Genomic DNA, 20971 nt, shown 5'->3' on the forward strand with positions numbered 1-20971 from the left:
ACGTCGTCACACAAGCGGCGACATTTGGTACATCATCCGACCACCCAAGTCTGGACGAAGCCAGACTTGGGCGAGCCGAACGAAAACGATCACACAGTGGTCTCAATGGTGATCGTGAGCATTTCTTCCACGGCCAATCCATAGCGGTCCGTTGACAACACACGGATGCTGTAGCTGGATTGCGTGGATGCATCGGCTTCGAAGTTGGTCGTCAACACACCATCCACAATGGTGAACGATGCATTGTCGGTGTCTCCTTCGCCGGCTACAAATTCGAACGTGTGTTCGTCGAAGTCATTGGCGTCGGTCGCAGTGAACGTGCCGACCGTGGTTCCACTCGCGGCACCATCAGCAACCGTTGTTGCGTCCAACAAGATGGCGGTCGGGGCCACGTTTTCTTCGGTGACGATTAGATCCGCTGTGTCCTCAAAAGTGAGTCCATCGGAATCGGTCACGCGAACTCGGATCGAGTAGAGAGCTTGGATCGCGTCGTCGGTAGCTTCCGCGGTTCGCAATGCTCCGTCTACCAAGGTGAACTTGTCATTGTCGAGGTCTCCTTCGCCGGAAACGAATTCGAAGGTGAAGGTATCACCGGCGTCTTGATCTTCCGCTCCCAGATTTCCAACCAGGAATCCGCTGGCTTGACCGCTCGCAATGGCTGGGAAGGGCAGTGTCAGTCCTGTGGGAGCATCGTTGATATCGACAACAGTGATCACGAAGGATTGACTGACCGTTTCGCCGACGGCATCCGAACTTTGGATACGAACGGAGTACGACGATTGAGTTTCAAAGTCAAAGGTCGCGGCGGTCACCAGGTTGCCTCCGTCGATCGCGAACAAGGCGTTGTCGGTGTCACCCACACCACTGACCAACGAATACGTGAATGTGTCAGCCACATCCGCGTCCGTGGTGCTGAGTGCACCCACAACTGTTCCAATGGCAGCGTTTTCTGCGATCGTCGCGTCGTCAAGTGCGATGGCGGTGGGGGCAGAGTTGGTTTCCGTCACGGTGATTGTGAACGTCTGCTCCACGAATGAGCCGCCCGCATCGGTGCTTCGCACTCGAATTGAGTAGGACGATTGGGTGTCCATGTCGAGCGTCGTCGCGGTCACCAAGTTTCCGCCGTCGATCGTGAACGAGGCATTGTCCGTGTCACCGTCGCCAGCGACCAAGGTATAGGTGAACGTGTCCGATGCATCCACATCGGTGGTGCTGAATGAGCCAACCGTGGTGCCCGAGGTCGAATCTTCGGTGACAACACTGCTGCTGATCGAGATCGCCGTGGGAGCCTCGTTCACATCGGTGATCGAGATCGTCAGCGTTTGCTCGAAGGTTGCTCCGTCAGAGTCCGTCGTTTGAACTCGAACGGAGTAAGAATCCTGCGTTTCGAAGTCGAACGTTGTGGCTGTAACGAGGTTGCTGCCATCGATGGTGAAGGAGGCGTTGTCGGTGTCACCATCGCCGCTGACCAAGGCGTACGTGAACGTGTCGCCGGCATCCGCATCCGTTGTGCTCAACGCGCCAACGACGGTTCCCGAAGCGACGTCTTCGGCAACGCTGCTGTTATCAATTGCAATCGCAGTCGGCGTTTCATTGACGTCTGTCACCGAGATCGTCAGGACTTGTTCGAATGTCGCTCCCGCCGAATCCGTCGTTTGAACTCGAACGGAGTAAGAATCCTGCGTTTCGAAGTCAAACGTTGTCGCTGTGACGAGGTTGCTGCCATCGATGGTGAAGGCGGCATTGTCAGTGTCACCATCGCCGCTGACCAAGGCGTACGTGAACGTGTCGCCAGCATCCGCATCGGTCGTGCTCAACGCACCGACGACCGTTCCCGATGCGACGTCTTCAGCGATGGTGTCGTTGTCAATCGCGATCGCGGTTGGCACGGCGTTCGTGCCGGTGATCGTGATCGTCAAGACCTGCGTGATGGTTGCTCCAGCCGAGTCCGTCGATTGAACACGAACCGAGTACGACGATTGGGTGTCGAAGTCGAACGTCGTCGCTGTCACCAAGTTGCTGCCATCAATCGAGAAGGCAGCGTTGTCGGTGTCGCCTTCACCGCTGACGAGGGCATATGTGAACGTGTCACCAGCGTCAGCGTCCGTCGTGCTCAGAGCACCAACGACAGTGCCAGATGCCACATCTTCGGAGATCGTTGCGTTGTCAATCGCGAGCGACGTTGGAGCGTCGTTGGAATCGGTGATCGACAGAGTCAGGATTTGTTCAAACGTGGCTCCACCCGAATCGGTCGTTTGCACTCGAATTGAGTAAGACGATTGAGTCTCGAAGTCGAACGTAGTGGCTGTCACGAGATTGCTGCCACTGATCGTGAAGGCAGCGTTGTCCGTGTCGCCTTCGCCGCTGACCAAGGCATAGGTGAATGTGTCCGAAGCATTCGCGTCGGTCGTGCTGAGCGACCCCACAGTGGTTCCGACGGTCGCGTGCTCTTCGATATCCGTGTTGTCGATCGAAATCGCGGTTGGCGTTTGGTTGGCTTCGTTTTCCGTGATCGTGATCGTCAAGACTTGCTCGAAGGTAGCTCCGGCCGAGTCTTCCGTTTGGACACGAATCGAATAAGACGACTGGGTGTCGAAGTCGAACGTGGTTGCGGTCACCAAGTTCCCGCCGCTGATGGTGAACGCGGCATTGTCGGTGTCACCTTCTCCGCTGACCAAGGTGTAAGTGAAGGTGTCCGATGCATCGGCGTCCGTCGTGCTGAATGCACCCACCGTGGTGCCAGACGCGGCGTCTTCCGAAATGCTGCTGTTGTCCAGCGAAATCGCGGTGGGGACTTCGTTGGTGTCAGTCACGGTGATCGTGAGGACTTGTTCGAAGGTCGCGCCGGCGGAATCGGTCGTCTGAACTCGGATCGAGTAGGAAGACTGAGTTTCGAAGTCGAACGTGGTCGCGGTGACCAGGTTGTTTCCACTGATGGTGAAGGCAGCGTTGTCCGTGTCGCCATCGCCACTGACCAGGGCATAGGTGAACGTGTCCGACGCATCGTCGTCCGTGGTGGTGAACGAGCCAACCGTCGTTCCTGACGCGGTGTCTTCTGCAATCGTGCTGTTGTCGATCGCGATCGCGGTCGGAGCATCGTTCACGTTTGTGGCGGTGATCGTGAACGTTTCCACGGTCGACAATCCAAACGGATCGGTGCTTTGGATTCGGACCGAGTAAGACGATTGGGTTTCGAAGTCCAGCGACGCGGCGGTCACCAAGTTGTTGCCGTCAATCGCGAAGGATGCATTGTCGGTATCTCCCGTGCCACTGACCAACGTGTAGACGAACGAGTCCATTGTGTTGGCGTCGGTCGTGCTGAGCGTGCCGACGGTGGTGCCGATGTCTGCGTTTTCCTCGACGTCGTTGTTGTCAATCGCGATGGCGGTGGGCGCCACGTTGGTCGACGTGATGGTGATCGTGAAGGTTTCTTCGGTGGACAGCCCATCCGCATCCTGTGCTCTCACTCGCACCGAATAAGACGATTGGGTTTGCTGGTTGGCCGCAAACGCGGTCACCAATTCTCCATTGGAGATGGTGAACGAAGCGTTGTCCGTGTCGCCGGTTCCCGAAACCAACGTGTAGGTGATCGTGTCGCCGGAATCCGGATCATCGGTGCCCAGAGTTCCAACCGTCGTGCCGCTTGGTTCACCGGTTGCAACGTGGGTTCCCGACAAAGTGATCGTGGTCGGTGCTTCGTTGACGCTGGAAACCGTGATGGTGAAGGTTTCTTCGGTGAATTCGCCCGTCGAGTCGGTGCTGCGAACTCGGATCGTCAGCGTGCCTTGCGTTTCAGCATCCAAAGATCCGGCGGTTTGCAATTCATCGCCGTCGATTTGGAACAACGCATTGTCGTCGTCGCCTTCACCGGTCACGAAGGTGTACGTGAACGTGTCACCGGATGTCGGGTCGGTGGAGCTGAATGTGCCCACGGTATCTCCGGCCGATCCGTTCTCAGCCACGGTGGAATCGCTGAGCGAGATCGCAGTCGGTCCTTCGTTGCTTTGAACAATCGTGAAGACTTGTTCAAAAGTTTCGCCGCCCGAATCCGTTGTTTGGATTCGGATGCTGTAACTGCTTTGCGTGTCGAAGTCGATCGTTGTCGCCGTTCGCAGTTCATTGCCCACGATGGTGAACGAGGCGTTGTCCGTGTCACCAGTGCCGGATACCAACGCATAGGTGAACGTGTCGGATGCATCCACGTCGGTGGTGGTGAAGGATCCAACGACGGTTCCCGAGACCGAATCATCCGCAACCGAATCATCGCTCAGAGCGATCGCGGTGGGAGCTTCGTTGATGTCATCGACATTGATGGTGAAGGTCTGATCGAATGACAATCCGCCTTGGTCGGTGGTGCGAACCACGACGGTGTAGCTGCTCTTGGTTTCAAAATCGAGCGATTCTGTGGCGACCAACGAATTGCCAGAGATGGCAAATGTGGTGTCGGTGGTGCTGCCGTCGATCGAAACGATGCTGTAAGTGAACGTGTCCCCGGTGTTGCTATCGGTGGTCGAAAGGTCGCCAACCGAAGTGCTCGCCGCTTCGTTTTCAGCGATCGATGTGTCGCTCAGCGAAATCCCGGTGGGAGCGACATTTTGATCGGTAACCGTCAACGTGAAGACACGCTCAAGAGTGCGACCAGTCGAGTCGGTGGTCTGCACGCGGATGGTGTAGGTGTCTTGCACCGATGAGTCGAAAACTTCTGCGGTCAACAAAGTGTTGCCCGAGATGGTGAACGAACTGTTGTCCGTGTCACCTGTGCCAGAAACCAATGCATAGGTGTGTGTGTCGCCCGAGTCAGGATCCATCGTGGAGAACGTTCCCACGGAAGTTCCCACGGCAACATTTTCTGCCACGGTGGTGCTGGAAAGGCTGATGTTTGTCGGTGCTTGGGCATCCGGTAGATCCGGAATGTTTGGCGTCGACAATCCGACGACTCGTCGCAACAAATCGCTCGCGTCGAGTGGGCTCAGTCCGTCTTGTCCCGTCACATCACCGAGCAGGTTCGGGTCGATCGCGGCGAAAGGCACAAAGGTTTCGCCGGATGCGGTTGCGTCGGTGACAACAAAGCCGCTGTCCAAGTCGACTCCTACACGAGCAACCAACCGAGCATCTTCGGCGTCGTAACGACGGTTGGCGTTGACGTCGCCGGGGAACGCGACGACTTGAATGGCATCGTCCGCGCTGGCGGTCATGGCTCCCGCATTCACATCCAACGAACTGATCGTCAGGCTGCCAGTCGAACCATAAGGAGCGTCTTCTGGAATGGTCGCGATCAAGTCGATGATGTCGGCTTGGCCCGCGTCCATGGCCTCCAGGCTGAAGAACGTGATCGTTGCAACGCCGGGGGTGTCCAAGTTCGCTTCGACTTGGCTGCCGGTGGGGGCATCAGCACCAAGTTGAACGCCCGAGATATCAAGCAGTGCAGGATCGTACTGGATTGTCATGGTGACCGACGTCACGCCATCCGCATTGCTCAGTTGAATCGGCAGCCCGGCTGGCAATTCCGTGCCGCTGCCACCGACGGGCAACTGAACCGTTTGGCTGGGTCCGCGAACGATGTCGGGCAACCCAACAACCAACGACGCGGGACTGGCAACGGTGAACGTCGTTACAAAGTTGCCGCCGGCGGTTCCGTTGTCATCGCCATCAAGAAGCTCGCCGTCAGCCAGATCGGTGAAGCCGTCGCTGGCACTTCGAAGAGTCGCTGTGTAGGTGTCGGCAGCGAGCGGTCCATCGGTTGCAATGAATGTAACGGTTGTGCCGTTGATAACGAGTGAACCGCGCACTTCACCAGTCGTTGCACCCTGCAACGTCACGTCAGCGGCGCCCGCCGCTCCAGCTTCAGTGTCGTACAAGTTGATTTTTTGGACGCTGATCTCTTCGCTCAACTCAGCGGTGAAGCCGGATGGAGTGGGTGCGAAGGAAGCGATCGTGGCCGCCAAAACGCGACGTGACTCCAGCGATTCGACTTTCAATCGACGATCGCTCGATCCGAGATATCGGCTTTTGTGGCGGGAATGACGGGATTTATTCGAAGTCAGACGAGCTAGCAATCGTTGGACAGCGGGTTTCATAGATGGGAGACCTTGTTCGACCAAGGGTCGAGAGAAAAGCAATACTGCCGTCCCTGCTGAGGTTGGATTGTCACGCGGTCCCTGGCGACAAACGGAGTGCTCAATTCGAGCCCACGATGATTTTAAGACGACGCCGAACGAATTTCGTCACCGGGCTTTTGAAATTTTTTTAGAAATTTTGTGTGCGTTGATGCGTCAGAGGTATCGTTGAGTGAGACATCGAAACAACAAGAAAGACTCTGGCAAGCTCTGATGAAACCTTCTCGATCCCGTCGCCTTTCCGTTGAATCGCTCGAAGGCCGACGCCTTCTCGCAGCGGTCAATATTCCTGATGACCTCACGTCGGCACCCGATGCGATCGTCTCTGTTCCAGTGAACATTGACTCGGCAACCGGAGTGCGTGCGGCGGAGATTCGGTTGAGCTACGACACGTCGGTGTTGGATCTCGATGCTGATGACATCGACTTCGGCAGTATTTGGGGGGCCGGAAGTGACACCCAAGTCACTGCGAATGTGGACGACGCGGCGGGAACAGTGGTCATCTTTGTTTCTGCCTCCAGTGCGTTGACTGACGTTTCCGGCAGTCTGGTCGAACTTCCGTTTTCAGTGGCTAGCAACGCAGTGGTGGATAGCACCACGGTGCTGGACCTGACACAAGTCACATTGAACGAAGGACAAATCTCGGTCGATCCAGCACCCGTTTCCGGATCGGACTCAACCGACGGATTGATCACCATCACCGCGGCAGCAACCGGCGATGACTCGATCTCTGGATTTGTATACGCGGACGCAAACAATGACAACGTTGTTGGAACCGGCGAAGCCATCCCGGGCGTCACAGTCACTCTAACCAACACATCCACCGGCGCAGAATTTCAGACAACCACTGATGCCGACGGCAGTTACGAGTTCACCGATTTGGCACCCGGCGAATATGAAATTGTTCAGTCGCAACCAGTCGCTTACTTGGACAGTGGTGTCAACGAGCTGACCGTCACGCTTGTCGAAGGCACCGCGCCCGAAGATCAGAACTTCCGCGAACTGGGGCTGCTTCCTCAGTACATCTTCAATCGCTTGCACACGAACACGGTGATGCCCGTTGGTTCTGACAATTGGAACGACGCAATCAGCGAGATCAACACCTTCGCCGAGTCAACGAATAGCTCCAGTGCGACAAGTTCTGCGGCAGCAAGTTCCAGTGTCGTGGCGGCATCCACTTCGTCCGCTAGCGGGACCGAGGCAACCACCACCGCGACTTCGGATTCAACGGCCAGCGGCGAACCCTTGATGGATGAGTCAACCACATCGCCGGTAACTTCCACCGCATCGAGTGTTGCCACCGCACAAACGGCGGCGATGGGAACCCCCGTTGGTTCCGGTGACGACGACTCGGATGACACCGCCGCGGTCGATGAAGTTTTTGCAAACAATCTGTTTTAGCGAAGCTTTTGAATCCCGCGTTTCGGGCACGAACTATTTGCTCGTGCCATGAAACAGATTTCTGTTTGCAATCTGTGTTTCCGCTTCGCATTGCCCGCTAAGAAAACGATCTGAGTCACTTAGATGACTCTCAATGAAACTCGGTTTTGCGCCAGCGAATTCTTGCAGAGTGTTCGCTGAGTGACGTTGACACAAATGTTCAGCCTGGACTACTTCTTTGATTGAAGTCCCCAAGTTCGATTGGAGTTTCGAACTCCAATTGAATTTGCTGGGCGTTCATTGCACTCGCGATGAACAGAAGATTCCATTCGGAAACATACATGGGAGCCAGGATGGCCAAAACATGTCGCGCGTTGACGACCGAGCGTTTGGAAGGTCGACACTTGATGGCAAGTGTTTCGTTGGACCTCATCGGACCAGTTCCGATGCAAGAGTCCGTGGCTTCGATCCGAGTCGAAGATGCTCCCGCACTTCGAGCTGCCGAGATTCGATTTGAGTTCGACCCTCAGTTCGTGCAAATCGAAAAAGAAGACATCCGCCCCGGTGCGATCTGGAACAACAAAGCCGCTCTCATTGCGAATGTCGATGAGGAATCCGGCACCGTGGTTGCCTATGTGTTTTCCACTCAGCCGATCCTCGGCAGCGACGGCAACTTGCTCGACATCGAAATCGATCAATCGCGAAATGCGGCTTGCTTGACTCCGGCAAAGTTGGATCTCCAACATGTCCGGTTGAACGAAGGCACAATCGAATTGGAATCCGAACCCGTCGCGGGACCGGACCCAACGGACCGTTCTGCAATGCGTTCCGCACGCTCGACAGACATGTTTGCACCGCCGGAGACGAAGCCATTCATTGGCCCGGTCTTGCCGGACCACTTGAAACCCAGCCACGTGGACACGGTCATGAACGATATCTTCCGATCACCCGTTCACGGAAGAATGCTTGGCTTTCAACGCAACGGTTGAATGACCGGTCAACCGACAATCTCGCTGATCACACTTCCGTAGACATCGGTCAATCGGAAGTCGCGGCCCGCATAACGATAGGTCAACTTTTCATGATCCAGCCCTAGCAGGTGCAGGATCGTGGCGTGCCAATCGTGGATGTGGCATTTGCCTTCGACGGCTTCGTAACCATGTTCGTCGGTGGCTCCATAACTGAAGCCACCGCGAACTCCGCCGCCGGCCATCCAAGTGGTGTAACCCTTGTTGTTGTGGTCGCGGCCATCTCCGTTTTGAGCGTGTGGAGTTCGGCCAAATTCACCGGCCCAGATCACCAGTGTTTCATCCAGCAAACCTCGTTGCTTGAGGTCTTGCAACAACCCCGCGATGGGTTGATCGATCTGCGAGCAATGATCGTCCATTTCATCTCGCAAGTTTCGGTGGTGATCCCATCCGGGGCTGACGCATTCGATGAATCGGACGCCGCGTTCTGCCAAACGTCGTGCCATCAAGCACTGACGACCAAAGTCATCCGTGCCCGAACCGTTGATGCCGTACAGGTCCAACGTGTCCTGAGATTCATCGGACAAATCGATCGCTTCGGGCATCTCGGACTGCATTCGATAAGCCAACTCAAACGATTCGATCATGCCTTCCACTTGTGGCTGGTGCCCATCGCGATCGAGTTTGTTTTGATTCAGGTTTTGAATCAGATCCAACTGAATGCGCTGCAGGTCCGGATCCAACATGCGGTTGGTCAGATTCGGAATCGCACTGTCATCGCGTCCGGCGAATTGATCGCGGAAGGGACGGCCAAACGGACGCTGTTGCATCGATGAATCCATACCGCCCGACATCCCCATCCGCGACTCGGCATAGCGTCGGCGTCGATCACCGTTCATTCCCGATTGCATCCCGCGGCGCGTTCGACCGGGTTGATTCGAAGTGTTTGCACGCATCATGTTTTGAGCAAACCCGCCGCGGCTTCGACCGCCCGCTTTCATCTTGGTTCCCTGATAGATCGCCGGCAAGAATGAACTGGCATAGTTGCCGCTGTCACCAGGGGACGGATTCAAAACGATGAACCCGGGCAAGTTCTCGTTTTCGGTGCCAAGACCATAAAGCGTCCACGCCCCCATCGACGGCCGCGGGAACTGGAAGTTTCCCGTGTGAGTTTGCGTGGTCGCTTGTGGGTGATTGGGCTGATCGCAGTGCATGCCTCGCAGTAAACAAAGTTCATCGGCTTGCTTCGATAGTTCAGGGAATAATTCCGAGATCCACAAACCACTATCGCCTCGCTGACGAAATTCCCACGGCGATCCCAGCAACCGTCCGGTACCACCGTACTTGCCAACTTTTCCTGTGTCTTGTGTCAGTTGCGGTTTGTAATCAAACGTGTCGACATGTGACGGTGCACCCCGCATCGACAGAAAGATGACTCGCTTGGCTTTGGATTCAAAGTGTGGCTCTTTCACCTCCAGTGGATTGCTGGCGCGTGCTTGTTCGGTAGCCAATGCCGCAAACGCGAGGTAGCCAAATCCGCTGCTGACTGCTTTGAGTGCGTTGCGGCGAGAGAGATCGTTTGGCTCTGACATAACGTTGACCTGATGTGATTACGAAGTGGAGGAGTGAAGCTTCTTAGCGGAGCGGCGCAAGCCGCCCGGTGCGGCAATTCCCTGTGGCGTAGGTTTCCAACCTGGGAGTGAGGTCCACGAGCTGGAAACCCATTTCACATGATTCAGTTCAGACATCGGAATTCAGCCGAGGCGATCAACGCTTGGCAGAATGCGGTCATCGCAAGTTCTTGTGTTTGCAAAAAGCGGCTGGATCTTCTTCGAGCCGGCCCCACGAATTCTTGGAAGAAGTCCACGCAGCTTCGGATCTCGGAATCAGTCGCGGGCCGGCCATAAGTCGCCAGGAACGCTGCGGCAACGCCATCGCGAGTGTTCTTGTGCTCATCGAGCAATCGCCGGCCCAGCGCCTCCGCGTTCTGCAGGACAAACTCATCGTTCATCAAATACAACGCCTGGGTTGGAACGTTCGACACGTCCCGTTTCGCATTGCTGAGACTCGGGTCGGCAAAATCAAACAACGCCAGTGAACGCGGCACGGCATCACGAACGATCGGCAAATACACCGATCGACGATCGTTCAGTCCATCCAACAGCGAAGCGTCGAGTGTTCTGCCGATTCGGTTGTTTCCATAGCGAGCGATGGGCGATCCGATCGGACGTTCCAGATTCAGTCCACCGCCAATCGCAAGGATCGCATCTCGCATGGATTCCGCATCCAACTGTCGAGGACTGGCACGCCAAAGCATTCGGTTGTCTGGATCGACTTCGTAGTTCGCCTCGTCCATTCGTGAACTCATTTGATAAGTTCGCGACAACACAATGTCGCGAATTATTGACTTCACGGACCAATCCTTCGCGAACTCCATTGCCAAGTGATCCAGCAACTCGGGATGCGAAGGAGCTTGCCCGGTCAGTCCCCAATTGTTTGGCGTCGACACAATGCCTTCACCAAACAGATGCAGCCAAATGCGATTGACCATCACACGGGCGGTCAATGGATTCTCGGGCGAAGTCAGCCACTGTGCCAATTCCATCCGTCCACTGGAATCAGACGGGATCGAGAAGTCGGAACTGTGTGGGAGAACTTGAACGAAACCCCGTGGCACGCGTTGAGCGGGAGTCTCCACGTCACCGCGAACCAAAACCGCTGCGTCTTGGCAGGAATCGGATTCCTGCACACCCATCGCGAGCGTCCGCGGAGTGCCGTCGTCTTCGATCTCTGACAACACCCCTTGGATCAACGCGATTTGAGCCCGCAACCGAATGACCGTTTGCTGTTGCGATGGATTGTCACGGTCGCGAACCGCTTCGGCCATCTGAGAACGAACATCTCGCATTCGTTCGTTGAGGTCTTCAATTTCGTCGAGTGAATATTTTCTACCGGCGGGCACTTTGTCCTCAATCGGCAGTTGCAACAGATCCGATGCGTTTCGATTGGTGATCCCCTCAGCCGTTCCATAGTACGTGTTGGTGCTCTGAAAGATCCCAGCCATCGCGTAGTAGTCGGTTGTGGGGATCGGATCCAATTTGTGGTCGTGGCAACGGGCACAGGCAACGGTCAAACCCAAGAACGCTTTGGTCACCGTGTCGATCTGCTCATCGATGATGTCCGCTTGGACTTGCCGCGGATTTCGTTCGACCAGGTTCTTGGTTCCAATCGCCAGAAACCCGGTTGCGATCAGGTTTTCTTGCCACTGTTCGTCTGTTTTGACGGGCAACAAATCACCGGCGACTTGTTCGGCGATGAAGCGATCGTAGGGCGTGTCGTCGTTGAAAGAATCGATCACATAATCGCGGTAACGCCACGCATGCGGATACGTGTTGTTGGTGCTGTTGCCGCATGATTCGGCATAGCGAGCCACGTCCATCCAGTGACGTCCCCAACGTTCGCCAAAACGTGGGCTGTCGAGCAGTTCGTCCACCTTGGCCTCGATCGCCGCGTCGCGATCCTTGGCTGTTGCACGCAGAAACGACTGAACTTCATCGGGGGAAGGAGGCAATCCGACCAAGTCGAACGAAAGACGACGTAGCAGAGTCGCCGCATCCGCATCGGCCGCGGGTTCCAGACCATTGTCTTCCAATTTCGCGAACACATAGCGGTCGATCGACGACTTGGCCCAATCCGAATCCTGGACATCGGGAGGCGTTTGATCGAGCGGTTTCTGAAAGGCCCAGTGATCTCGACCGGCTTCCAAATCGATCGTGCTTTCCACCGTGATCGATTCGCGAATGCGTGGATCGGGCAATCCCATTTCAATCCATCGTTTGAAATCCGCCAGCACATCGTCGGGCAGTTGGCCTCGTGGTGGCATCTCCCAACCGTTGTACGTGATCGCATCCCAAAACGGACTGTCCTCTGGATGGCCGGGAACGATCGACGGTCCTGACTCACCGCCCAACAGCAATGCGTCTCGCGTGTCCAGTCGCAGGCCGCCCCGCGTCTTGCCCGATTCTGCTGAGTGGCACTCATAGCATTCGCGAACCAGCACCGGACGAATTCGATTCTCAAAGAACTCGAGTTGTTCCGGAGAGATTTCGGCGGTCTCTTGGGCCCGCAACTCAAGCGTACCGATCACGCTCAACGAAGCGACCAACATAGAAAAGACGAACGTTTTCATGGCGTCACGTGCAATCATGAAGTCTGACAGAGAAGAGATAAGAATGGGCATCCAATGTGGGATAGGCTTCCAGCCTGTCGTCCTTCAAAGCGAAACCCCCGGATCACTGACCGGCACCACCGGCGTCGGTCACCATCATTCGCCGGGGCGTTTGGGCTGCACGCCTTTGTCCTGGTTTCGGATCGCACGTTGACCATCAGCTCCCGGTCGCATCCCTTCACGGCCTTGGCCTTGCCGACCTCGCATGCCTTGCATTCGATCTTCGCGAATCGCTGTCAGGGCTGCGGCGAGTTCTTTTTCATTGAGAGCACCGTCGCCGTCCTTGTCATGGTCTTTGATCAATTTCGCTGCGATCTTGGTTGAGTCCAATTGCATACCGGCGCCCATCCGCCGTCTGGCTTGCGGGTCGCGCTCGCCATCTTTGGCCATGCGGTTGGGTTTTTGAGCGAACGCGACTGACGAGATCAGTGGCAGGGCGATTCCGCCGGCCAACAATTTCATCAAGAAGCGACGTCGCTGTGGGTGCTCTTCTGCAGGCTGACTCGAGCCAATGTTTTCGTTTGTCATGGTAAATTCCTGTTTGGGAACTGGGGCAAAAAGATTGATCCAAAGGAACGGTTGGTGCAAAGTTTCAGGTAACACGTCACGGAACGTCCTGTGGGACGCTTCGCACCAATGGCAACTGAAACTCTGCTGCTATGCATCACTTCGGTCGTCGAGGAAAGAACGGGCGGATGGATGCGTCGACGATCACTCGAACGTGATCGCCTCGACGGCCAAACGACATCAGGCTCAAGTCGATGGTTCGGCGGTCTTCGCTGAGCGTGATGATGTCGCTGATGCGCATCGCGTCCAGTTCCAAACCTTGTCCAAACGGCAGGCTGGCGGCACTGCGGAATGAGAACCGGCCATCGGTTGCAAACAACGTTTTGTCTTGAACGATCACGCCGAGAATCGGTTGTTGAAACGTGATGCTTCCCTCGACCAATTCCAAGTCGCGAATCATGGGGCGTTGGCGGTTCGTTGGTGCGTCGGCCGGAACCTCGGGATTGAACATCAACAGGAACGAACGCACGCGGCGATCGGTCGGAATGACCGATGGCAACAACTGCGTCGCCTTCGTGTATTGGCCAGGTTCTGTGATGTCGACTGAACAAGGCGATTGCAATCGAGTCGCATAACCTTCGGGCAAAACAAAGACGCGTCGGTCGCTTTGAATTCGGTTGACCAATCGCGGCCACGGTGGAGCAAACCGGAACGCGCCGGTTGATTTGACGATTCCCGAGCTGAACGGCCACAGCTTTTCGAAACGCTGGGTTTCAAACGCGATGTCACTCATGCTGCCGTCCGAAGACAGTTCGAGGCTTTGTCCTTCGGTCAGCAACCGCTTTTGATGATCCTTGTCCGTGACCACCTCCACTTCGCCGTCGAAGACCGACACCTTGGACAATCCCTCGCGGTCCAGTTCGATTCCAAACGCGGTTCCCAAGTCAATGACTTGCGCCGACGGTGTGTCGACACGAAAACCTTCGGCACCCGGCGGGACGGTGGCGGAAAGAAGCCCATAAGCCAATTTGGTTCGATCAATCGATTGCAATTCGTACGATGCCGGGCCTTCCAGCGTGACCTCGACGCCACTGTCGAACTGCACCTGCACGATGCCGGATCGAAGACGAATGGTTTGGGCGTCCAAACGGTCACCGGATTGCGAAGCCTGTTCGTCTTCCCACGTCGCATCGATGGACTGGACCAAAGTCGCAAACGTTGTATCGGGCTCGCCATCAGGATCCGCTGGTGCAACGGAATTCTGAGCGATGGATGGCCCTGTCGCTCCGTTGACATTGGTGGGTTCATCGGCCGTACGAATCGCCCATCCAGCCACCAACAAAATCGTGGCTGCGATGGCAGCAATCGTCCACACCATCCGCTTGCCTAGCGGAGAAGTCGCGGCGGATACCGGAGACGGCTCGATCGAATCCGATTTCGCCGAATCGGGATCCGTGAACTGTTGCCAACTCAGTTCAGCCGTCATCCGTTCGTCGAAGTGAACTGCGTCTGCGAATCGTTTCGCATGGTCTGGATTTGCGTTGATCCATGTTTCCAGTTCGGACAATTGATCTGGCGTTAGCGTTTCATCCAGATAGCCGTCGATCAGAGTTTGAATGGGAGTGCTCATCCGTTTGCACCCTCCGACACGAATTTGTCTTCGATGCATTCACGAAGTTGTTCTCGGATCCGCTGCAAGGCTTTGGATACCGAGTTGGCCGTCATTCCAATTTGTTCGCTGATCGCGATCGGCTTGAGTCCCTTTTGGTATCTCAGTTCGCAGATCTTTCGGGAGCGACCTGATAATTGATCGATGCATGTCGGCAAATGATCCAGTTCCTCCGGAGGCGATGATTGCTCGAACGTCGACTGCAAATTCGCGATCGTTTCTTCGTTGAACACCAGACGATCGCGTCGACGACGTCGCAGATACAAACTGATTTGGTTGCGAGCGACGCCAATTGCCCAGCCCTGAAACGCTTGCGAAGAATCGTAGGATTCGAAGGAATTCAAAACCGCGAGCGCTGTCTCTTGCAGTACGTCTTCGCGATCGCGGCGATCTCGAACCACCGACGCAACGAAAGCGGCCACCACCGGCTGAGCCGAGGTCCACAATCGGGTCGCATGGCGTGTTGAATCGTCCACTCGTAACTCCTGGAATTGGGTTTGCATCAGTTCCTTATCCGCTCAATTCAAATCATGACATGAAAGCGGCCGTTTTTTCGAAATTTGTGATTCCGCCGTCCTCCACGCGGCCAATTGCTCTCAATCGCTGGAGTACGATGGAGCCCCCATTCCCACCTCAGCAGACCGGCCTGAACAAACGTTTGCCTGCCTGTCCCCACCTCATGTACCCCACATCCAGATGACTCAATCTGAAATTGAAAAGCAATCTTCCACGCTCGATCGACGTTCGTTCCTGAGCAGTTCCGTCACGAAAGGACTTGCCGTTGGAGCGATCGGAACAAGCGGTTCACTTTGGCGGTCATTGGCGTCTGCCGCTGATGGAAAGACGCCCAAACGCGTTTTGCTTCGGTCGTCTTGGCAAACCGTCAACATCGGCGACATCGCCCACACTCCGGGGGTACTCAGCATTCTTCGCGAGCACCTGCCCGACGTCGAAGTCACCCTTTGGCCATCGAACGTCGACAACGGTGTGGAGGCATTGCTGCGAAAGGAATTTCCAAAGCTGAAGATTGCCAAACCAAGGTCAGAGGAGTTGAAGCGGGCCTTTCGAGAATGTGACTTCCTGCTGCACGGATCGGGAGCGTCCATCGTCGCCGAACGTGACTTGGTGCGGTGGCGAGAGGAAACGGGAAAGCCGTACGGCATCTATGGCATCACTTTCCCGATGAAGAAATCTTCTGCCACGACGGCTCGCAACGAAGAAGCAATGGCTCGGTCGGTTGAGGTGTTGAGCCAAGCCAGGTTCGTCTTCTTCCGAGACAGCAAATCGCTGGAACTCGCCAAGAGTCTTGGAGCGTCCGCCCCTGTGATGGAATTCGGGCCCGACGGTGCCTTCGCGTGTGATTTGCGAGATGAACCCGCCGCGGATCGATTCTTGGAAGAGAACCAATTGGAGCCGCAGAAGTTTTTGTGTTGCATCCCGCGACTGCGCTACACGCCGTACTGGACCATCAAACCCAACGTCAAATTTGATCCGGTCAAGCACGCTCGCAACGAAGCGATGAAGGAACACGACCATGCACAGCTTCGCGAAGCGATCGTGCGGGTCGTTCGCGAAACGGACCACAAGGTATTGGTGTGCCCCGAGGATCGAACTCAGATGGCGGTGGGCAAAGAAATGCTGATCGATCGTTTGCCAAAGGATGTTTTGCCGCGCGTCGTTTGGCGACCAAACTATTGGTTGACCGGTGAAGCGGTCAGCGTGTACACGAAGAGCGCCGGATTGTTTGGCAATGAAATGCATTCACCGATCATGTGCATCGGCCACGGCATCCCCGCGATCGTTTGCCGTTTTGAGGAACAAACCAGCAAAGGCTACATGTGGGAAGACATCGGCTTGGGCGATTGGTTGTTCGATCTGGATTCAGAAACGGATCGAAACCGCATCGTGCCAACGGTCTTGCAGATGGCAAATAATTTGGACGCCGCAAAAGCCAAAGCCAACAAGGCTCGCCAGTTCGTCGAAAAACGCCAACGCGAAACGATGGCGGTTCTGCGGAAAGAGCTCGCCAGCGTCTCCTGACGCCCGAGCGTGAGAGCGAATGGTCTCATCCGACGGAACGAGCCCGAATGGCTCCGGAGGAGTCTGCATCCGTAGCTCGGGGTGGAAGCCCCGAGACCGACACGCCAGCAACACACGATGTCGCCCCGGATGGGGCCGTCTTGCTTCACTCGGGAAGGAAGCCCCGAGAGGCCTCGAGTTCACAACCCGACGCGTGAGCGAGGGACCCACTCTGACGGGCAAGAGTGTCTTTTCATACCCCACATCTCGATACACCAAAGATTAGTGTCCGATCAGAGTGGATTAGTGTTCCGCCAGAGCGGCCGAGGGAACACTCATCTCCGCTGATCGAACACGAATGGTTCTTGGACAAGAGATGCTTGGCTTCAAAACGCCTGTGTTCCCAACGCAAGCGGCTCCCAAAAGAGGTGGGGTACAAAAAGGCAAGAGTGCCCATCCTACATGCGTTGAAACGCCGTTGAGGACTGAGTCGACCAGCCGTCACCATTTGGCGCTTTGATTGCGAATGATGGAGGCCGCTCGCACGTTGCGTGACAAACTGCTTCTCACCGTGTTGTATGCAACCGGTTTGCGAGTCGCGGAGGTCGCCCGTTTGCAGTGGTCGGATTTTGATTTCGATCGCCAACAAATCCGAGTTCAACTTGGCAAAGGCAAAAAAGATCGCTACGTCATGTTGGCCGACGATCTGTTGCCGCTGATGAGGCAGTTGTGGCGGCACACCAAAGGAGTTGGCTATCTGTTTCCTTCCGAAGGCAGGCGTGTCGACCGGCATCTTTCTCCGCGGACGATCCAACGTGCGGTCAAGCAGGCTCGGATTCTGTCGGGAATTGGCAAGGCGGTCACGCCGCACAGTTTCCGCCACAGCTTTGCGACGCATCTGATCGAATCCGGTACCGACATTCGGTTCATTCAAAAGCTGCTTGGGCACACCAATTTGGAAACCACCTCGCTGTACACCAAAGTCGCACGAATGAAAGCGACTGCGGTTGCCAGCCCACTGGATCAGTTGAGGGACGAACCAGGTTCATCGTCGGAGTCTTCCGGTCGGCAACCGAAGCCTCGGCCCTCCGTGGGCCGGATGCGGCTTGAGGTGGATCCGAATCCCGATTCAAACGGCGCGTATGCGGTGACGTTGGGCGTTTGGAAGGATGGTCAATTGCTTCCCCTGCCGGGAATGCGAGCGACGATGCCGCGCCAAGATTGGGTTTCCTTGCAAATCCCACTGCAAGACAGCTGGGAACCGACGCTGCGTTGTCTCCCCACGGCACAACGAGAGCGATTGGAGTCGCCCGAGTTCTTCTCGCAGGTGCAGCGAGAGGTTGCCAAGCAAATCCTGCGAATCAGAGACGCAGAACCTTCTCAGGCGATCAAGACCTAGCTCATTCGCAACTGCGAGTTGAATTCAGCCCCGCAGGACGTTCGTCTTGTCTGCCAGCGGGGAAGGTGTGATTGCCACCTGATTTTAGTGTGAAAAACAACGCTTTTAACACTCGTGCTTCTGTAGCAGCGAACGCAACACCGCGTCCCCGCACACTCGCCCGGTCGCTCGGTGCTGCAGACCGAGCCCCCTTCCGCTAAAATCAACACCCGTTCTCCCCCATTTCCAAGCATGTACGACACCCTGTCGTCCAGAACCCCGTTGTCCGCCGCAGGCTTTCCGTTGTGCCCAACTATTCGATTGGTTCCGCATACCTCATTCGCCAATCTGCCGGTGGTGAGTCGCTCGGTGGGCTGACACTAAAGCTCCGACGATGTCAGCCCGGTGATGGCGAGATCAACGTCGAGTTGACTGATTGGATGTCCGGTGAACCGCATCCTGACGCCGCCGAACTCGGCGAATTCGCTGACGCTGGGCTCGATGGCATCCGGTCGTTTGCGTCTGACAACGACATTGACCTATCTGGTCTCAACATCCTCGTACACCGGTTCGTCTACCATCCTGTTGACTCAAATCCACGCGTTTACCGACAGGCGGGCCGCAGTGCTCTGCGAAGCGCACTGGAGGCAATGGCGATGCGAGACCTTTCCTGAGCGTCAGCGGCGGACAACATGGTTTTTACGCTAGGCCTCCGGCACACCGCTGTCGTTTGTTCAAGCCTCCATCTGGTGGTAGAATTACTTGTAGTTCAGGCACCGTTCGCTTCGTTCAGGGCGGTGTCGTAAAAACCTTCCGTTAGCCGCCGCTAGTGTTTCCCAAACGCAAACATCTTCCGACTTTCGCGATCGTTGGCCTTCCGTTGGCTGGCGCGTGCGTCGGTGCTGCACTTTCTGCGATCTATCCGCCACGGAACCCAATCGACTATTGGCCCACCATTGGTTTTCTGAGCGTAGGGTTCGCCGTCGTAGGCCTGCTTTTCGGCGTTCTCACATGGCTCTGGTTGCGCGGTCGCATTCCTGCTGTCGTCGCGCTCTCTGCCGTTGCGATCCCGGCCTGTGCGTTCGGTTGGTTCATCAACGGCAAGGGTGGAAACTGGGATGCCGCGTGGTGGTTCGGGCTCGTTGGATTCACTGCCCTTGTTCTCTTTTTCGCGCGTTCGGCGGACTTGATCGCACGCCGTGATGGCGATGCCCGCGGCGGCTAACTATTTAGGATTTGGGGTCAGCGAGGTACGAGCCTGAACCCAAATCCTTGTTCAAGGCGAGTCGCTTTGCGGTGGGGACACTCCGGCGATGGTTCCCTAGTGGTTTTGTCCGCTGCGGCGTGCCCTGGCGAAGGGCTTTGTGCGAGGTTCGGTTCGGCGCGGTGGTTTGGGCAGCCGCTCTGGAAACGCAGAACGGTGTTTTGAATCGGGCAAGGGCGTTGATCGGCTGTTGGAATCGTGTGCCGGGATGCGTTTCGTGGCAGGTTTATGCGATGGGCGCGCAGGGGCAGCGGCGTCACCGATCAGATGACTTTGAAAGCGACGTGTTATTGGAGCGACGATCTGGATCATGGCGGCGCTCTGGCTGGTTGCGGCAAAGGTGTCGTGGCAGGGGTGTAGCCCAGGTTGATCATCGGGCCGCCGCAGTTGGGGCACTGCATCGCGACCGGTTCCGCCATCACGATCTGCTGGCTGCAAGCCAGTTCGTATTGACGCTCCAGTGAGACAGCGACCAACCAGCGAACCTCCTCGAGGGATCGCTTGCTGCGCGCGTTGGCGAATCCGTAGTGACGCACACGATGAAAGCCAGCCGGCAACACGTGCTGGAGCCAACGGCGAATGAACTCTTCCACACGCATCTGCATCGGCTTGTACTGACGCGTTCCGCTGCGTTTGACTTGCAGCGTCAAGCTGGCTCCTTCGAGCGAAGTCGATTCGTCGCACTGCGTGACGCGTCGATTGGCCACCGCACCTCGCATCACGTACGGGGCCAAGTACGCGACCGCGAATTCGCCGCTGCCGACCGCTTCGCTGTCGACGACGAAGCGTCCCTTCCAGACATCATCGGGGATCGAATCAAAGTACGATTCGGATCGCAGTTTGTCTTTCAGCTTTCCGCGAAACAACCTCTCCAGAATCTGCTCGGGCACGAACACACTGGCGCGACTGCTTTGCCAAACTCCGCCAGCGTCGATGCCGCCGGCGGGCACCACGACGTGAACGTGCGGGTGGTAACCCAGGTCACGTCCCCACGTGTGCAGCACGCTGGTGAATCCCGTTTCGCTCACGCCGACATGTCGCGGGTTGGTCGCTGCTTGCTGAAGTGCCTGAGCCGCCGCACTCATCATGGCGACGTACAGGACCTTGGGGTGGGCCATCGCAAACTCGCGTAATCCGGCTGGCAACGTGAACGTGATCAGAAAGTACTGGCACGGCAACAGGTTTTCTTGAACACTGGCGAGCCACTGTTGCTGACGCTGGTGCTGGCACGCTGGGCAGTGCCGATTGCAGCACGAGCGAGGCACATGAGTGACCTCACCGCAACCGGAGCAGGCATACTGGATCGTGCCCAGAGAATCTTCCCGGCACGCCATCACGGCGCGGAGGACCTTCTTCTGTTGGGCGGTCATTCGTGTTCCATGCTTCGCGATGTACTGGTCGCCATAGCGTTTCAAGACCATTGAAACGCCTTTCATGAAAGG

At 56.4% G+C, this 20971-nt stretch carries 13 protein-coding genes; 6 read left to right on the plus strand and 7 right to left on the minus strand.

Annotated elements, in window-relative coordinates:
- Window positions 1-89: 89 nt before the first annotated feature.
- The gene (locus RB_RS01835; RefSeq protein WP_164921356.1) at window positions 90-6077 is read right to left on the minus strand and encodes a cadherin domain-containing protein; all 5988 of its coding nucleotides are present in this window, start codon (window positions 6075-6077) and stop codon (window positions 90-92) included.
- Between the two features lie 252 nt (window positions 6078-6329).
- On the opposite strand from RB_RS01835, the gene RB_RS01840 reads away from it, so the two are divergent.
- Together RB_RS01840 and RB_RS01845 are read left to right on the plus strand one after the other, a co-directional pair.
- Entirely contained in the window at window positions 6330-7517 is a 1188-nt protein-coding gene (locus RB_RS01840; protein ID WP_193427761.1) for a cohesin domain-containing protein, read from the plus strand.
- 332 nt (window positions 7518-7849) lie between these two features.
- The gene (locus tag RB_RS01845; RefSeq protein ID WP_164921358.1) at window positions 7850-8485 is read left to right on the plus strand and encodes a cohesin domain-containing protein; all 636 of its coding nucleotides are present in this window, start codon (window positions 7850-7852) and stop codon (window positions 8483-8485) included.
- 8 nt (window positions 8486-8493) lie between these two features.
- On the opposite strand, the gene RB_RS01850 is transcribed toward RB_RS01845, so the two are convergent.
- From RB_RS01850 to RB_RS01870, 5 genes are all read right to left on the minus strand, one after another.
- A complete protein-coding gene (locus tag RB_RS01850) occupies window positions 8494-10056 on the minus strand; it encodes a DUF1501 domain-containing protein (RefSeq protein WP_011118121.1) in 1563 nt (520 codons plus the stop codon).
- 143 nt (window positions 10057-10199) lie between these two features.
- Complete coding sequence (locus RB_RS01855; protein ID WP_011118122.1) at window positions 10200-12671, minus strand: PSD1 and planctomycete cytochrome C domain-containing protein; 2472 nt, start codon at window positions 12669-12671, stop codon at window positions 10200-10202.
- Window positions 12672-12788: 117 nt separating this feature from the next.
- The gene (locus RB_RS01860; protein ID WP_164921359.1) at window positions 12789-13220 is read right to left on the minus strand and encodes a hypothetical protein; all 432 of its coding nucleotides are present in this window, start codon (window positions 13218-13220) and stop codon (window positions 12789-12791) included.
- Between the two features lie 136 nt (window positions 13221-13356).
- The gene (locus RB_RS01865; protein WP_164921360.1) at window positions 13357-14829 is read right to left on the minus strand and encodes a FecR domain-containing protein; all 1473 of its coding nucleotides are present in this window, start codon (window positions 14827-14829) and stop codon (window positions 13357-13359) included.
- The gene (locus RB_RS01870) at window positions 14826-15344 is read right to left on the minus strand and encodes a sigma-70 family RNA polymerase sigma factor (RefSeq protein ID WP_037247046.1); all 519 of its coding nucleotides are present in this window, start codon (window positions 15342-15344) and stop codon (window positions 14826-14828) included. Before RB_RS01870 ends, RB_RS01865 begins: the two co-directional genes overlap by 4 nt.
- Window positions 15345-15564: 220 nt before the next feature.
- On the opposite strand from RB_RS01870, the gene RB_RS01875 reads away from it, so the two are divergent.
- From RB_RS01875 to RB_RS01895, 4 genes are all read left to right on the plus strand, one after another.
- Window positions 15565-16908, plus strand: a complete 1344-nt coding sequence (locus RB_RS01875) for a polysaccharide pyruvyl transferase family protein (protein ID WP_011118126.1) — start codon at window positions 15565-15567, stop codon at window positions 16906-16908.
- Window positions 16909-17413: 505 nt separating this feature from the next.
- Window positions 17414-18286, plus strand: coding sequence for a tyrosine-type recombinase/integrase (locus RB_RS01885; RefSeq protein WP_164921361.1), 873 nt, complete (start codon window positions 17414-17416; stop codon window positions 18284-18286).
- A gap of 284 nt (window positions 18287-18570) precedes the next feature.
- Window positions 18571-18939 carry a hypothetical protein gene (locus tag RB_RS01890; protein ID WP_011118130.1) on the plus strand — a complete coding sequence of 123 codons (369 nt, stop codon included), beginning with the start codon at window positions 18571-18573 and terminating at the stop codon, window positions 18937-18939.
- Between the two features lie 206 nt (window positions 18940-19145).
- Window positions 19146-19490, plus strand: coding sequence for a hypothetical protein (locus RB_RS01895; RefSeq protein WP_164921362.1), 345 nt, complete (start codon window positions 19146-19148; stop codon window positions 19488-19490).
- Between the two features lie 347 nt (window positions 19491-19837).
- On the opposite strand, the gene RB_RS01900 is transcribed toward RB_RS01895, so the two are convergent.
- Window positions 19838-20965, minus strand: coding sequence for an IS91 family transposase (locus tag RB_RS01900; RefSeq protein ID WP_011118134.1), 1128 nt, complete (start codon window positions 20963-20965; stop codon window positions 19838-19840).
- Window positions 20966-20971: the final 6 nt, after the last annotated feature.

It is taken from the genome of Rhodopirellula baltica SH 1 (assembly GCF_000196115.1).
Classification (GTDB): domain Bacteria; phylum Planctomycetota; class Planctomycetia; order Pirellulales; family Pirellulaceae; genus Rhodopirellula; species Rhodopirellula baltica.

Coding starts and splice junctions, on each gene's coding strand:
- RB_RS01865 (WP_164921360.1), bottom strand. CDS start 14,829: ATGAGCACTCCCATTCAAACTCTGATCGACGGCTATCTGGATGAAACG.
- RB_RS01855 (WP_011118122.1), bottom strand. CDS start 12,671: ATGATTGCACGTGACGCCATGAAAACGTTCGTCTTTTCTATGTTGGTC.
- RB_RS01875 (WP_011118126.1), top strand. CDS start 15,565: ATGACTCAATCTGAAATTGAAAAGCAATCTTCCACGCTCGATCGACGT.
- RB_RS01835 (WP_164921356.1), bottom strand. CDS start 6,077: ATGAAACCCGCTGTCCAACGATTGCTAGCTCGTCTGACTTCGAATAAA.
- RB_RS01885 (WP_164921361.1), top strand. CDS start 17,414: ATGATGGAGGCCGCTCGCACGTTGCGTGACAAACTGCTTCTCACCGTG.
- RB_RS01850 (WP_011118121.1), bottom strand. CDS start 10,056: ATGTCAGAGCCAAACGATCTCTCTCGCCGCAACGCACTCAAAGCAGTC.
- RB_RS01840 (WP_193427761.1), top strand. CDS start 6,330: ATGAAACCTTCTCGATCCCGTCGCCTTTCCGTTGAATCGCTCGAAGGC.
- RB_RS01860 (WP_164921359.1), bottom strand. CDS start 13,220: ATGACAAACGAAAACATTGGCTCGAGTCAGCCTGCAGAAGAGCACCCA.
- RB_RS01900 (WP_011118134.1), bottom strand. CDS start 20,965: ATGAAAGGCGTTTCAATGGTCTTGAAACGCTATGGCGACCAGTACATC.
- RB_RS01845 (WP_164921358.1), top strand. CDS start 7,850: ATGGCCAAAACATGTCGCGCGTTGACGACCGAGCGTTTGGAAGGTCGA.